Source organism: Salinimonas profundi (assembly GCF_014750655.1).
Lineage (GTDB): Bacteria > Pseudomonadota > Gammaproteobacteria > Enterobacterales > Alteromonadaceae > Alteromonas > Alteromonas profundi_A.
On the sequence record NZ_JABBXD010000002.1, the window covers coordinates 383,204 to 397,677 of the forward strand.

16 protein-coding genes are annotated in these 14,474 nt (G+C 48.5%); 5 read left to right on the forward strand and 11 right to left on the reverse strand.

Annotated features, from left to right (window positions below; genetic code table 11):
• The first annotated feature begins 394 nt into the window (after positions 1 to 394).
• The 5 genes from HHX48_RS06135 to HHX48_RS06155 all read left to right on the forward strand — a co-directional run bounded on the left by HHX48_RS06135 (position 395) and on the right by HHX48_RS06155 (position 3,988).
• Positions 395 to 1,339: an endonuclease/exonuclease/phosphatase family protein gene (locus tag HHX48_RS06135; protein ID WP_191023236.1), complete on the forward strand. Its 945-nt coding sequence runs from the start codon at positions 395 to 397 to the stop codon at positions 1,337 to 1,339.
• A 196-nt stretch (positions 1,340 to 1,535) separates the two neighbouring features.
• The gene (locus HHX48_RS06140; RefSeq protein WP_191023238.1) at positions 1,536 to 1,739 is read left to right on the forward strand and encodes a hypothetical protein; all 204 of its coding nucleotides are present in this window, start codon (positions 1,536 to 1,538) and stop codon (positions 1,737 to 1,739) included.
• A 128-nt stretch (positions 1,740 to 1,867) separates the two neighbouring features.
• Positions 1,868 to 2,413, forward strand: a complete 546-nt coding sequence (locus tag HHX48_RS06145; RefSeq protein ID WP_191023240.1) for a hypothetical protein — start codon at positions 1,868 to 1,870, stop codon at positions 2,411 to 2,413.
• A 367-nt stretch (positions 2,414 to 2,780) separates the two neighbouring features.
• Positions 2,781 to 3,140, forward strand: a complete 360-nt coding sequence (locus HHX48_RS06150) for a hypothetical protein (protein ID WP_191023242.1) — start codon at positions 2,781 to 2,783, stop codon at positions 3,138 to 3,140.
• A 119-nt stretch (positions 3,141 to 3,259) separates the two neighbouring features.
• Positions 3,260 to 3,988: a hypothetical protein gene (locus HHX48_RS06155; RefSeq protein ID WP_191023244.1), complete on the forward strand. Its 729-nt coding sequence runs from the start codon at positions 3,260 to 3,262 to the stop codon at positions 3,986 to 3,988.
• A gap of 187 nt (positions 3,989 to 4,175) precedes the next feature.
• Here HHX48_RS06155 and HHX48_RS06160 read toward each other — a convergent pair whose 3' ends face one another.
• The 11 genes from HHX48_RS06160 to flhF all read right to left on the reverse strand — a co-directional run bounded on the left by HHX48_RS06160 (position 4,176) and on the right by flhF (position 14,450).
• On the reverse strand, positions 4,176 to 4,589 hold the full coding sequence (locus HHX48_RS06160) for a DUF2802 domain-containing protein (RefSeq protein ID WP_191023246.1): 414 nt from the start codon (positions 4,587 to 4,589) through the stop codon (positions 4,176 to 4,178).
• A 104-nt stretch (positions 4,590 to 4,693) separates the two neighbouring features.
• Entirely contained in the window at positions 4,694 to 5,185 is a 492-nt protein-coding gene (locus HHX48_RS06165; RefSeq protein ID WP_139756977.1) for a chemotaxis protein CheW, read from the reverse strand.
• Between the two features lie 26 nt (positions 5,186 to 5,211).
• Positions 5,212 to 5,967 (reverse strand): chemotaxis protein CheW, encoded by a 756-nt coding sequence (locus HHX48_RS06170; RefSeq protein ID WP_191023247.1) that lies wholly within the window; start codon positions 5,965 to 5,967, stop codon positions 5,212 to 5,214.
• Positions 5,960 to 6,739 (reverse strand): ParA family protein, encoded by a 780-nt coding sequence (locus HHX48_RS06175; RefSeq protein WP_191023249.1) that lies wholly within the window; start codon positions 6,737 to 6,739, stop codon positions 5,960 to 5,962. Before HHX48_RS06175 ends, HHX48_RS06170 begins: the two co-directional genes overlap by 8 nt.
• 8 nt (positions 6,740 to 6,747) lie before the next feature.
• Positions 6,748 to 7,890, reverse strand: a complete 1,143-nt coding sequence (locus HHX48_RS06180) for a protein-glutamate methylesterase/protein-glutamine glutaminase (protein WP_191023251.1) — start codon at positions 7,888 to 7,890, stop codon at positions 6,748 to 6,750.
• A gap of 34 nt (positions 7,891 to 7,924) precedes the next feature.
• Entirely contained in the window at positions 7,925 to 10,195 is a 2,271-nt protein-coding gene (locus HHX48_RS06185) for a chemotaxis protein CheA (RefSeq protein WP_191023253.1), read from the reverse strand.
• Between the two features lie 13 nt (positions 10,196 to 10,208).
• Positions 10,209 to 10,958, reverse strand: a complete 750-nt coding sequence (locus HHX48_RS06190; protein WP_191023255.1) for a protein phosphatase CheZ — start codon at positions 10,956 to 10,958, stop codon at positions 10,209 to 10,211.
• A 34-nt stretch (positions 10,959 to 10,992) separates the two neighbouring features.
• Positions 10,993 to 11,376: a chemotaxis response regulator CheY gene (gene cheY / locus HHX48_RS06195; RefSeq protein WP_040610362.1), complete on the reverse strand. Its 384-nt coding sequence runs from the start codon at positions 11,374 to 11,376 to the stop codon at positions 10,993 to 10,995.
• A gap of 52 nt (positions 11,377 to 11,428) precedes the next feature.
• Positions 11,429 to 12,157, reverse strand: coding sequence for an RNA polymerase sigma factor FliA (locus HHX48_RS06200; RefSeq protein ID WP_191023258.1), 729 nt, complete (start codon positions 12,155 to 12,157; stop codon positions 11,429 to 11,431).
• Positions 12,154 to 13,020, reverse strand: coding sequence for a MinD/ParA family protein (locus HHX48_RS06205; protein WP_191023260.1), 867 nt, complete (start codon positions 13,018 to 13,020; stop codon positions 12,154 to 12,156). The genes HHX48_RS06200 and HHX48_RS06205 overlap by 4 nt, the downstream gene beginning before the upstream one ends.
• Positions 13,017 to 14,450, reverse strand: a complete 1,434-nt coding sequence (gene flhF, locus HHX48_RS06210; RefSeq protein WP_191023262.1) for a flagellar biosynthesis protein FlhF — start codon at positions 14,448 to 14,450, stop codon at positions 13,017 to 13,019. The genes HHX48_RS06205 and flhF overlap by 4 nt, the downstream gene beginning before the upstream one ends.
• Positions 14,451 to 14,474: the final 24 nt, after the last annotated feature.

A 14,474-nucleotide genomic window follows, 5' to 3' on the forward strand; every position in this document is an offset into this window, starting at 1 on the left:
CTTTATATCACTTGGTGAGCAATAAGAGGTTGGCCGGCTGCTATGTACGTGTTCCGAACATAAACTCCATGAGGAGATGGCGTCTTCAGTCTTCAATGAGCGAATCTCTGCCCGTGTCGAGGCTCTCTGTGCGCTCTTGCAAAAGCATTTGGATAAGGTCCCTCCAGCTGATTAACAATGGTAACAGGGCGTTTCGTGAGGCTGTTAAGCGATGAACGTGGTCATCGAATGATGCTTGTATTAGGGAGTCAGGATCACCGGTGCCCTATCTGGTTCCGAAATCACCGGGCTGGAAGGATAGAATGTAGGTTCCTTGTATAACTCGGACATAAGTGAAACCAGTGATTTTATCCGGCTGACAATTTTTTCGGGTATTACCGGCTATAGTTAGAAAATGACCCAATTCGCTCATTATCTCTTCTCTGCGTTGAAGCGCACCTGGCAAGACTTTCTGCGAAGCAGCATGGTTGTGGTGGTATGTCTGCTGGCGCAATTTGTACCGAACGTGGCGTTCGGTGATTCCGGTTCACAGGTTGAGTACACCAATCATGATGGTGCCATGTATGGCAACCTACCGACCTGTATTCAGGCAATGCAATCCTTTACGAGCGCCGAAAGCCCCGAGAAGCCGGCACTGCTGCGTCCTGGCAATCCGCTTAGCATACTGAGCTGGAACGTACAAAAAGGCGCAAATGAAGGATGGTTGTCCGACCTAAAAAGGCTAGGCGCAGGGCGGCAGCTTGTGCTGCTACAAGAAGCATTACTTACTTGGCAAATGCATGATACGCAAACGGGCCAGCTGTTCTGGTCGTTTGCGCCGGGGTACAGCACGGACGCCTTTCGCAGTGGCCTGCTGATGTTCAGTGTCGTTGCGCCCGATATTGTATGTCGGTTTCAGGTGCAGGAGCCGTGGCTTGGCAGTCCCAAGGCAACAGCAGCTGCGTTGTTTGCTATACCGGGTCGTGCCCACGGCTTGTTGGTGGTCAATTTGCATGCAGTGAACTTTAGCTTCGGCCTGACTGATTTTGAGCGTCAATTAACCCAGGTTAACCAATTGCTACGTGCCGTAAGCGGGCCCGCTATGGTTGTCGGAGACTTCAATACCTGGCGCAAGGGACGACTTAACAAGATGCGTCAACTGATGAGCGGTGCTGGTTTGCGAGAAGTGCCATTCCCGGTGGATGAACGTGTCAGTATTTTCGGGCTGCCATTGGACTATATCTGGGCGAGAGGGCTGCGGCGTGAGAGCAGCCTTACTGAAGCGGTGACGACCTCGGACCATAACCCACTCATGGCCACATTTCGACTTGAGGGGAAACAAACGAATGCTACCAAATAAAGAACTTCGCTGCGTAAATTTGTACACGTGTAAATGCCCAATTTTCGGGTGTTGAACCTCTGCCCCTTGTCTTGAGTTCAACTTCGTTAAAGTGCCAGTTGCTGCCGATGGTATTTCATCTAGCGGGCGGCAGCTGTGTATCTATAGCAACCGTTAGACAGTGAGTTTTAGTTTCACTTCAGAGTTTGGTTATTGTATGACTACTAAACCCGTGGCAATTCAGTCAGATTACCTAGGCGAGCAGCATCAGGCTGGAGAAGAAATCAGTAAGCGTGTAGAGGAAATCTCAAGTAAGACACACGACCTCCATAAGATTTCACAAAACAACAGCTCTAGCGTCGTGAATATCAACAGTAAGGCAGACACTCTTGAAGCGCTTGTAGGTCGCTATATAGTGTAATCAGGATAGCTGGGCCTTTACGCCTCGGCGCTTAATTACCTTGCTGAATCTGCATTAAATTGCGGCTCTTTTCCCCGTGTCGCCGAAGGTGTAAGGTATCTCTTGCATATCAACAGGGAAGTCAAAAAATGCAACATTCCGCGATTGATCAGGAGATCTCAAAACTAACCAAAGAAGCGAGCGCTAAAGCCGAAGAAAAAAACTTTGATGGCGCCATTGAGACGTTTGAGAAAGCTTTAAATCTCTACCAAAAGTCAGAGCTTTTTTATGGCAGGGCCTATGTCAAAGCCATCCCTTATTACCAAAAAGCTGGGCGTTACTCAGAGCTTGAGCAGTACTGTTTTGGTTTTTTGATACCTCGCATCCAATTGGATGTGGAGAGGGTGTTTTCGGAAAAGACCAAGAGCTTGCAGCAGTGGTTTGCGTTAGGTGTTGAAATCAATGTCTACGATAAGCTCCGGCTTTGTGCAAAAAGAGAAAAGGTGTCTGCCGATGAGTCGCGTTACGAGAAGATGATCGATAATCTGAGCAGAGAGTTCGAGGAATTGAAAAAGATATCTGAGATGGAGCAGCTAAAGGCTGAATTTCAGTATACTGTTCGGTTATTTGGCCCATATAACAAAGCCGGCGACTGGCCTGAAGTATTCGTCAAAAAATTCAAAACCTTACTTTGAGCTGAATTAGGCTCAAGACAGAATGACCGCCAATTGTCTTTTGATGCCGGTCAGGTGAGCATGTAGGTCGGAAAAGTACGTATTGCTGCCGCTCAGGGCATTGCTGAAAGCATAAATTTTCCTAACTTTTCAGTCACCAGTTTTGCGAACGCCAAAGTATGTGACTTGGGAGCGCAGAGCTGTACTATGCCAATAGTAATTTATTTATATGCGAACCGTGGTTCGCATATAAATAGGTTCGCAAAATATTAAAAGTGCTGCCATCGCAGTCACAGCAAAGGATAGCGGGAGGTGGCCAGGTATGATAAAAATAATATGCGGTTCTAAGGGTCCGCTTCATTTAAATGTTATGTGCAAGGAGTAACCGTTGGATCCTATGGATGGAATTGATCTTCAAGACTCTTTTATACTGAGCTGGACAGTCTCAGAAAACGAATTTTCCATACAGCTGGAAGCTAGTATCTGGCCTTCATCGGTTCATTACACTAAGCCAAAACCCAATGAGTACACTTGTTATAAAAAAGCAGTTTTAACGTTCTCTGACTTTTCATATATATCGAATGTTAAAGAGCAATCGGAAATCACGCCGACAACGGATTTAGATGGCTCGCTGGACTATGGCAACATAGATAGCTTTAGCAAAACAGAATCAGGTTTTTTGATTTCAGCGTGCTTTGGTAATGTCACTATCAATAGTGGCAAGGTTGTATTGAGTGTTTGCACATGACAAACAAATCATGGCACTCGCTCTCGCTCGCTGGGACGCAAACACGCAGGCGGCTTCGCCATTTTCGCCTGCGCGTCCGCGCCCCATATTTGGAAGTTCAAGCTTAGGGTACTTAATTTATGCTTCTCGAGGTAACACTAGCTATATTTTCTGCGGCTTCGGCTTTGCTTGGTGTCTTAACATTGACTTCAAGCGATGGTGGCAGAGAGTGGTGGAAGAAAACTGCTTCAATTGCAAAGCTTCTCGCATTGAATATCTTAATTGTTCTTTCCTTGGGGGTGGTGAAAACATACTTCGATAAAATTCAAGATGATAAAAATGAAGCGCACTTGTCTACTCTGGAAAAAAGTCTAGAAAGCTCGTTGTCTAAACAGCATGATCTAAAAAGTCAATTAACCAATGCAGAGATTAAGCTGAGAAATGTAATAGAAAACGCAAATAAGAAAGAATTACAGTACCATCAATTGAAAGACCGACAGCATAAAGATGGTTGGATTTCAGCCTTTAAAGCAGAAAGAGATATTAATTTGCGTATTTTAAAATTTCTTTCTTCAGAACTAAATAGCGATAATCAGCTTGGTTTTCTGTATAGACCCTCTTATTTAAAGATTAATTACCTTGGTAACTTGATAAAAACACCACATACACAAAATCAACAACAGCTACAAATGATGACCTTGTTATATGAAGAGTTAAGCGAGATAAATGGAAAGATCAAAGCTGGTAGCAATGCAGTCCAACTTGGAAATCACAACCAGATGATGAGTGGAATTTCACGTTTCTTTGGTGTCGAGGATAATACAAGAAATGCTCTTAACTTATATCAAGCAATTTCAATACAGTTCTAACAAGCGCATGTTGTCGGACTGGTTTTCCGCTGCGCTCCAAATCAGCCGCCAATGCAGGCGCTAAACGTCCGCTACTTATCTTTTGCGGTCCTCTACAGATGGGCCGTTTGCCTCTCATTCAATTTAGACAGCGTTTCTGAACCCCCTCTTAGTTTCAGTACCACCAAATAATAATGAGACTTCCGATTTATTTTTTGTGAATAGTAACGATGAGCTCTGCTTCTGCTCTGGGAATGTCACAGGATTCCATCACTTCTTCCAGTGAGGCGCCCTGCTTGACGAGCTCTGCGGCGCGCTGATACATGCGCATGGAAGGGTCCTGCAGCTTCACTTCGCGGATCTGATTATTGAATCCGGTAATTTCATCCTGCAGCTGCTGGATATGTTTGCTTTGTACCAGAGAGCGGTTTTGTTGCTCTTCTACCTGATGCCCTACATCTTTGGACTGGGCGCTGACTGACGCCACCTGTTGCCTGAGTGTCTCCAGTGTCTGCTCGGTGCGCTTGCGATACTGAAAAGACTGAAGACAGAATGCCACAAGCAATACCAGTGCAATGGCGGCGATGGCCAGCGCAAGTACAGAAAATTGTGATGCATTCATAGAAAATACCGCATTATCTTTTAGATCAATAGATTAGCAAGTGATGCTGTTTGATAGCAATAAAAAAGCAGGCCCGCTGGCCTGCTTTTGCGAAACGATTGACGTTACAGGTTAGCTAACTCATCCCATTCATCGTCACTGAGCAGCTTATTCAGATCGACCAGTATCAGTAATTCGCCGTCACGGTTGCTTACACCCTGGATAAACTTGGCACTTTCCTCTGTACCGACATTCGGTGCGCTATCGATTTCCGATGTCTTCAAATAGACCACTTCGGCAACGCTGTCGACCAGAATCCCTACCACCTGCTCGTCTGATTCGATAATCACAATACGTGTATTATCGGTTGTTTCTGAGCCTGGCAGACCAAAGCGGGACCGTGTATCGATGACAGTCACGACATTGCCGCGCAAATTGATGATACCCAGCACATAATCAGGCGCGCCCGGAACCGGCGCTATTTCCGTATAGCGTAATACTTCCTGAACCTGCATTACGTTAATACCGTAGGTCTCGTCGCCTAAACGAAATGTTACCCACTGTAATACCTGGTCGTTACTATCTGGTGTATTATTGGTTGCTCTTTCTTCACTCATTAACCTGGCTCCGATTGCTAAGGCGATTAATCCTGACTGCCTAAGCCATTGTTTAGCATTAATATTAGCTGGTTTACATCAACTAACGCACACATTCTTTCTTTTACCATTCCTGCCAGCCACGGACGCTTGGAGTTAGATTCGCGCCACTTCACCTCATCTTTTGATAAGGTCACTGTATTAACCAGTTTATCGCTGGCCAGGCCCCAGGGGCTGTCACCCAGCATGATTAGATACTGATAGTTTAGTGTCTCTGACAGATTCTGATCATATTTTTCCGGCATGACCCACATCGCGGTGTCTACCACATTAATTTTTTGTTCCCGGTGCAGCATCACCCCTTTAAACCAGGCGGGCTTGCCAAACAGCGGACCGACTTTGTCCAGGTTGTGAATACCACCAAGGGTAATCAATGGTACCGCCAGCGTCAGGCCAGCGACCTCAAAAAACAGTGCCTGAAAAGATGCTTCCAGCTGATCCTTCAACGCCATCGCCGAGGTTGCCGGATCGCTTACTATCTGCAGCTCTGCTGGCTCATCTTCTGGTGTCGGCTCAATCACGGGCGCCGCGACATCGGCCACGTCCTCATCATCCGCAAGGGCTTCCACCACCACTTGCTCTTGCTGCGAGCCAGAGACGTCATTAGAAAGTTGTTCTGACGCCCTTTCTAACAGTCGTGCTGCTGTCTGACTAACAGGATCAACAGGCGCAGGCTCTTTAAGCAGACTATCCAGATAGTCCTGCATCACCTCATCCTGTGAAACTGTGCTATTTTCAGCCATGAGTGTTACTCACCGAAAGTCTTTCCAGTAATTGTTGATAGGCATGCACTCCCCGGGTTTTCGGGAAGGCAACGGATGCAGGAAGTTGCGCCAGACTGGCATCGCGAAAGCGCGTGTCTACCGGGATCATTCCCTTCCATACATCCTGTTTGTAATCTGTCATCAACTGCGCCTGCGCTTTAATCGCTGCATTGGTCCGCCGGTCAAACATCGTCGGAACAATCAGAGTATCGAACTGCTTGTCCAGTGAGCGGCCCATGATTTTCAGTGTTTTCATCATTCTGTCCAGCCCCTTCAGGGCCAGAAATTCTGTTTGTACCGGCACCAGCACTTTGTCACAGGCTGCCAGTGCATTCACCATCAACACACCCAATACAGGCGGGCAGTCGATAAGCGCATAATCGAACTTCTGACTGACTGTCGCCAACGCTTTTTTAAGAATCAGCCCCATGCCCGGTTCACTGCCCATCTGTCGGTCCAGCGTGGCCAGTGCCATCGTGGCGGGTAATACGTACAAACCATCAACCTTGGTCGGACTCAGGCAGTTAAGCACTGTATCGGCATCAATCGTGGCTTTATTAACAAAAATATCGTAAACCGAACTGGTAAGGGTGTCGGCATCCACACCGAAATAATAACTAAGCGATGCATGAGGATCGGTATCAATCAGTAAAACCTGTTTGCCTTGCTGTGCCAGCAGGCCACCCAGTGTCACTGTGGTGGTGGTCTTGCCCACACCACCTTTCTGATTGGCAATCGTCCAGGTTCTCACACCTTCCCCTATGCTACCGGCATCATTTCACTGAGAATACACGCAGCCATATCATCAATACTGATACTTTTTTCAGCGATATTCGCTTTTGCTACAGCCTGCGGCATGCCGTATACCACGCATGATGCCTGATCCTGTGCCCAGATGCTGGCGCCACGTTGTTTCAGTGTGGCGCAACCTTCTTTGCCATCCGCTCCCATGCCGGTCAGAATAACGCCCATCACATCGCCCCCAAAAGCCTGAGCGACACTTTCAAAGGTAAAATCGACACTGGGCTTGTACGTCAACGCACTATCATCAGACTCTGTCACCTGAATGAAGGTGCCTGACTGACGCTTTTGCACAGTCATCTGTTTGCCGCCAGGCGCCAGATACGCACATCCTGGCTTTAATATATCGCCAGAACAGGCCTCTTTGACGTTAATCGCGCACTGGTTATCAAGACGCTGGGCAAACGCGGCGGTGAATGTCCCGGGCATATGCTGCACAAGCAAAATCGGGTAAGGAAAATCTTTTGGTAACGGCGTCAGCAGTTTTTGCAACGCAACTGGTCCGCCGGTAGATGCGCCCACCGCCAGACACTGATAACTTTTGCCCGAGCGTGTAACAGAAGACACGGAGGGAATAACGGCGGCATCTTTCTGGCCGGTTAACACGGATGATGAGCGTAAAAAGGTCGATTTGGGCGCATTACGGGGCATGGCAGGCATACCCGCGGCGCTGTTACTCATCACAGGTCGGCGCATGCCGGTTCCACGACGGGCCAGAAGCCTGACTTTCGTGCGTAACACGCCAGCTGCCTGTTGGCGCTCTGAGGCAATATCCTCAAACTTTTTGGGTAAGAAGTCTAACGCCCCGGCTTCTAGTGCATCCAAGGTCGCCTGCGCGCCCTGATGTGTCAGTGATGAAAACATCAAAATAGGAACCGGACGCTGATTCATGATTACTTTCACGGCGCTGATGCCATCCATGACCGGCATCTCGACATCCATAGTAACAACGTCTACTGACAGGCGCCCCAGCATATCGACAGCTTCCTGACCGTTTCTGGCTTCACCGACCACTTCCAGCTCGCGGTCTGCGTTTAAAATGTCTCGAACACGACGGCGGTAGAATGTTGAATCATCCACCACCAGAACTTTGAAAGCCATGAAATACTTAAACCCCTGGAAAAGATTTTGTCAGTCAGCTTCTACGCGCATAACGTTTAAGCAAGCCGGGAATATCCAGAATCAATGCAATGCCACCGTCCGAGGTAATGGTCGCGCCAGCCATACCGGGCGTGCCCTGTAGCAGTGCATCCAATGGCTTGATAACGACTTCTTCCTGACCGATAAGTGCATCGACCACAAAGCCAACCTGCTGGGTGCCTATCTGCACTACCACAACATGCCCTTTTTCACGGTTGACCGCTTTGCCACCACGAATCAGCCAGTCGCCCAAAAAGAACAGCGGAATGGCTTTCGAGCGAACAATCATGGTTAACTGCCCGTCGACGGTATTGGTTTTCTTGATATCCATATTGATAATTTCACTGACCGCACCCAATGGCAGCGCAAAGGTTTGCTTGCCAACGATAATCATCAGGGTAGGCAGTATCGCCAGTGTCAGCGGTACCTTTATATCAAGCCGGGTGCCTTTACCCAACTGTGAATCAATATTGATGGTGCCATTGAGCTGGGTGATTTTGGTCTTCACCACGTCCATGCCAACACCGCGTCCGGATATATCACTGATTTCTGTTTTGGTTGAGAAACCCGGGGCGAAAATCAGGTTGAACGCCTCGACATCTGACATACGGGCTGCAGCGTCTGCATCCAGTACGCCACGGTTGATAGCGATATCCTTGAGCTTTTCCGGGTCCATTCCCTTACCATCATCTTCGATGGTCAACAAAATGTGATCGCCTTCCTGAGACGCTGACAGCCGCACCGTCCCCATTCGGGCTTTACCGTTTTCCTGACGTTCATCCGGCATTTCAATACCATGATCGACAGAGTTGCGAACCAGGTGAACCAGCGGGTCGGCCAGTGCTTCAACCAGATTCTTATCCAGATCGGTATCTTCGCCCTCAAGTTCCAGCGTGATTTCTTTTTTCAGGCTACGCGCCAAATCACGAACAACCCGAGGAAAACGTCCGAATACTTTCTTAATAGGCTGCATGCGGGTTTTCATCACCGCGCCTTGCAGATCACCGGTGACCACATCCAGGTTTGCGATAGCTTTAGACATAGCCTCATCGCTGGTATTAATGCCCAGGCTCAGCAAACGGTTACGTACCAGAACCAGCTCACCAACCATGTTCATAATCTGGTCAAGTCGCTTCGTATCGACCCGGACCGTTGTTTCTGCTGGCGGAGGTGATGCAGCGGGCTTTTTGTCATCCTTTTTAGGCACGGGCGCAGCCGCAGCCTTTTGCGCAGGTTCAGCGGTATCCTTTTGTGGTTGGGCAGCCTGTTGTTGCTGACGCGCCTGGCTAACTGCCTGGGTCGCTTCAACATCAACTTTAACGTGGGGTTTATCCGAACTGCTTGTTGCTGACGCAGCGGGCTGCTCATCTTTTACAGAAGGCCCCTGCCCCTTACCGTGTAACTGATCTAACAGCGCTTCAAACTCATCATCGGTGATCTCGTCATCGCCACCGGATGCATTGCTCGTTGTACTGGCAGGTTGGGTATCTTTTTCGTCAGCTTTCGTCGCGCTGAACTGGCCTTTACCATGAAGCTCGTCCAGCAACGCTTCAAACTCATCATCGGTAATATCATCACCACCTGCAGGCGCGGCGGTTTCTGCTACCGGTTTGTTTTCGGTACTGGCGGTAGCATTTTCCGGTGTTGCAGGTCGACCAGGCGCACCGCCACCATGCAGCTCATCCAGTAACTTTTCAAATTCGTCTTCAGTAATTTCATCGATGCTACCGTCACCACTGCCAGATGACATGGCACCCACTTCTGGTGCCTGAGGCGTTTCTTCGACAATTAACTGTGGCTCATCATCCATATTTGCCTGCGCATTAGGCTGATGGCCTGCGGTGATACCCTCACCGAATATATTTTCATCCGGCGATTCAGGGTGACTAAGTTTATGCAGTACATCCACCAGCACAGGATCGGCCGGCTCCAGGGGTTCGCGGGCTTTGACTTTTTCGAACATCGCAACCACGACATCGGTGGCTTGCAAAATGACATCCATCAACTCTGGGGTTAATGTCCGCTGTCCGTTTCGCATGACGTCGAAGACATTCTCAGCGCCATGACAAATCTCGACAAGTTCAGTGAGCGACAAAAAGCCGGCACCACCTTTAACTGTATGATAACCGCGGAATATCGCATTCAGTAAGTCGCCATCCTCAGGGTGGTTTTCCAAATCAACCAACTGTTCCTGAAGCTGTTCGAGAATTTCTCCGGCTTCTACAAGAAAATCCTGTAAAATATCTTCGTCAAGATCAAATGACATCAGCCCGCACTCCTTAAAAACCTAAGCTAGACAAAAGGTCATCAACATCGTCCTGACCTTTTACAACGTCGTCGCGTTCCTCGGCATTCATAATGGGCCCTTCAGCGTCGACTTTGCCACTTTCTTTCTTCTGCGTCTGTGGAGCTGGTGTGTCACCGTCCGGTTCACCGAACATGGTAAGCATATTAACCAGACTATCTTCGACTTCTTTAACCAGTTCTATCACCCGGCGAATGACCTGTCCGGTCAAATCCTGATAGCCCTGCGCCATAAGTACTTCAGTCAGCAACGCCGTTAACCGGTCTGATTCTGAAGAGGCATCATTAAGTAATTTGTCCAGGTCACCGCACAACGCTTTAAATTCACCCAGCTCAATCTGTCGGGTCATGAGCTTTTTCCATTCAGGCATGATGGTATCAATGCGCTGAGATAGTGATTCTGCAATAGGCATACTTGCCTCAACAGCATCCATGGTGGTGTTTGCGGCTTTTTCAGTCTCCTCGATAACATAGGTCAGACGCGTTTGGGCGTCAGGGATATCATCGTTGGCCAGACCAACTATGCGTTCGTCTAACTGAAAATTATTAAGTGCATCGTGTAACTGGCGGGTGAGTTTGCCAACTTCAGCAAATAACTCGATCGACTCTTTCATTGAAACCGCTTCAAGTAACGCGTGTGCCGAGTCGTTATCACCCTGCTCAAGATACGTTACAAGCTGACGTGCCTCTTCTAATGAAATAGGAACATTGACATTTGTTGTCATCCAGTTTTCCTCTTAAAACCTGGGATCGCCTGGATCAACCTAAACGTTCGAAAATTTTATCGAGCTTTTCTTTGAGTGTTGCTGCCGTAAAGGGCTTCACAACATAGCCGTTTACGCCGGCTTGCGCTGCTGCAACAATCTGTTCTTTTTTCGCTTCAGCCGTTACCATTAATACAGGTAAGTGCTTTAACTTTTCGTCGGCGCGGATATTCCGCAATAAGTCAATTCCCTGCATACCGGGCATGTTCCAGTCAGTCACGACAAAATCGAAGTCGCCCTGTTGTAACATCGGCAGTGCCGTGCTTCCGTCATCGGCTTCCTGAATATTGGAAAACCCCAAGTCCTTAAGCAAATTCTTTATGATTCGTCTCATAGTAGAGAAATCATCTACCACAAGAATTTTCATATTTTTGTCCAAAATGGCCTCCACTGGGGACTAGTAAATTATTATTAATCGTTATTCATTGTGCTTAGTTATCGGCACGCCACGATTGCATTTTAGCTTTTAATTTTAACATGGCCTGACTGTGAATCTGGCTGACCCTGGATTCACTGACATCGAGCACGTCACCAATTTCGCGCAAATTCAACTCTTCATCATAGTATAATGACAACACAATTGCTTCACGCTCAGGCAATGTGGTGATTGCCTGTGCAAGGGCCTTTTGAAACGCCCCCTGCATTAAATCTTCCAAGGGCAAATCATTGCCCTGATTGGTTGGCGCCGTAATAACGTCTTCGGACACCCCTAAATCTTCGATACCTACCAGTTTGCCTGCATTTACTTCATTGAGCATCTGATGATAGGTATCAATATCGACATTCAGTTTCGCTGCAATTTCAGTGTCTCTGGCATCACGACCGGTCTCACGCTCAACCTCGTTAATGGCATCGGTGATGGCCCTGCCATTTTTATGCACAGAACGCGGTGTCCAGTCGCCCTTACGGATCTCATCAAGCATGGCGCCGCGAATGCGAATACCTGCGAAGGTTTCAAAGCTGGCGCCTTTGGAACCGTCAAAATTTCTTGCGGCTTCCAGCAAACCAATCATCCCGGCCTGAATCAAATCGTCTACCAGCACGCTGGCTGGCAATCGTGCCATCAGGTGATGGGCAATTCGTTTGACCAATGACGCATGCCTTTCGACAAGCTGGGATTTATCGATTTGCTGTGAGTAAGCAGCCGCTTTGCTATTCAACGTGGCGTTCCCGTAGCTTTTTGTGAGATTAACTGTTCAATGAAAAATTCCAGGTGTCCGCCCGGTTGATTGGGCACCGGCCAGTTAGCTGCATTGCTTGCCAGTCGAGAGATGGCAATCGCAGCCGGCGATCCTGGAAATGCATCCACAATTGCAGTTTGTTTTCGTACTGCGCGACGAATATTTTCATCAAATGGAATGGTTGCGACTAACTCTAGTGCAACATCCAAAAAACGACCAGTAACTTTAGACAACTTACTGAAAAGTTCCTGCCCTTCTCTGGCGTCTCTGACCATATTAGCCACAATTTTAAACCGGAACACACCATGCTCGCGGTTCAGAATCTTTATCAGCGCATAAGCATCGGTCAGTGAGGTAGGCTCATCACAGACCACCACCATGATATCCTGCGATGCTTTGGAGAAACTCAGCACCATGTCAGAAATACCGGCTGCGGTGTCAACAATCAGAACATCAATTTGCGAACGCAACTCACTGAATGCTCGGATAAGTCCGGCATGCTCGGTGGGCGTCAGCTCTGTCATCGACTGCGTGCCAGACGTTGCCGGCGCGATTTTGATACCGTGCGGACCGGTGACTAATACCTCATCCAGAGTGCATTCACCCGATAACACGTGCGCCAGATTTTTCTCTACACGCAAGCCGAGCATAACATCCACATTCGCCAGTCCCAGGTCAGCATCAAGCACCATTACGCGCTTGCCTTGCTTAGCCATAGAGATGGCAGTGTTCAGGGTTATATTGGTTTTACCCACCCCGCCTTTACCGCCGGTAACGGCGATAACTTTGATTAATCGTGACTGATTCATCTTTCGTAAGCTACTCGCTTGATCTTCAATCATACTGCCCGTGCTGCATTTCCAAGGTGATTGCCGTTAGTATGATTCAAACCGTACTTTTTATAAAGCTTTGCAGCGGCCGATACCAGAGATTTTGCATCCGCTACTTTAATATCTTCAGGGACTTGCTGGCCATCGGTCACATAACTGACCGGTAGCGCATGTTCGATCGCCACGCTGAGCACCTCTCCCAGGCTGTAACATTCGTCCAGCTTTGTGAAAATACAGCCATCCAGTTTCACGCCGTCAAACGCGTTGATTATACGTTGTAACGCCGGGTATTGCGTATTCGCCTGTGCAACCAGGTACTTTCTGACCGGTTGCATCTGACCATTATCAAATTTCGATAGCTGTTTAATCAAACGACTATCGCGCTGACTGAATCCGGCGGTATCAATAAGCACCATACGCTTATGGCGTAGCTGAAACAACAGCTCTGCCAACTCTTCACTGGACTGAGCTTTTCGCACAGTACAACCGATTATTTTGCCGTAGGTGGCTAGCTGCTCGTAGGCTGCAATCCGGTACGTATCAATGGTAATCATTGCCACTTCATCAGCGCCGTATTTTTGCGCGTAGCGTGCTGCCAGTTTCGCCACGGTAGTGGTTTTACCTGTACCGGTAGGACCGACCAGCGCAACCACACCGGTTTGTTGCAGAATATCATTACCCGATACATGAAGACGATTAGCCAAAAGGTTGAGTAAATACACCCAGGCCTCACGTTCGTTATATTCTTTAGGCGTATAGTTGACCAGCTGCTCTGCCAGAGAGTAGCTCAGGCCCATACCTTCCAGACAGCGGGTCAGGTAGCTGTGGGTGGGACTTTGACGTTGCTGTTTGTCATTCATCAGACCGGCAACCTGAAACTGCAGTACATTTCGCAGCGACGCCAGCTCTTCCTTAATCGCGTCAAGATCGCTTTGGCCGGACGTCGTGTCTGTCGCTGACTGACCGGTAAACTGGGTCGTAGTATCGCTGTGTGCTACCGGACGTTCTAAATCCAGTTCATGGTCATCTTCGAAATAATTAATATTCTGACCGCGTGAGGCAGGCTGCTCTGTGCGTGCACTGGGTGCTGGCCGTTCGGGAGCTTGTGCTGCGGCATTGATAGATTCTGACACCGGATGCGCCGGTGCCTGACGCTGCGCTTTTTCAACTTGCTTTTCAAGCAATGCGCGCAAGCTGTCAGGACCATCATCACCGATGATTTCGCTCAGGCTGGGCACGGCTTTACCTGCTGCTTGTTTTTGTTGAGCTGCCGGACGCTTCGCCTGCAGATTCACTTCCGGCTCTTTGTCATAGGCTGCAACCAGCTCGATACCATCAGCAACCTTGCGGTTTGACATGATCACCGCATCACTGCCCAGTTCAGCTTTCACTGCATTCATCGCTTCGCGCATGTCTTTGCCAAAAAAACGTCTGATTTTCATTGCAACCTCTTTACAACCCGTGCG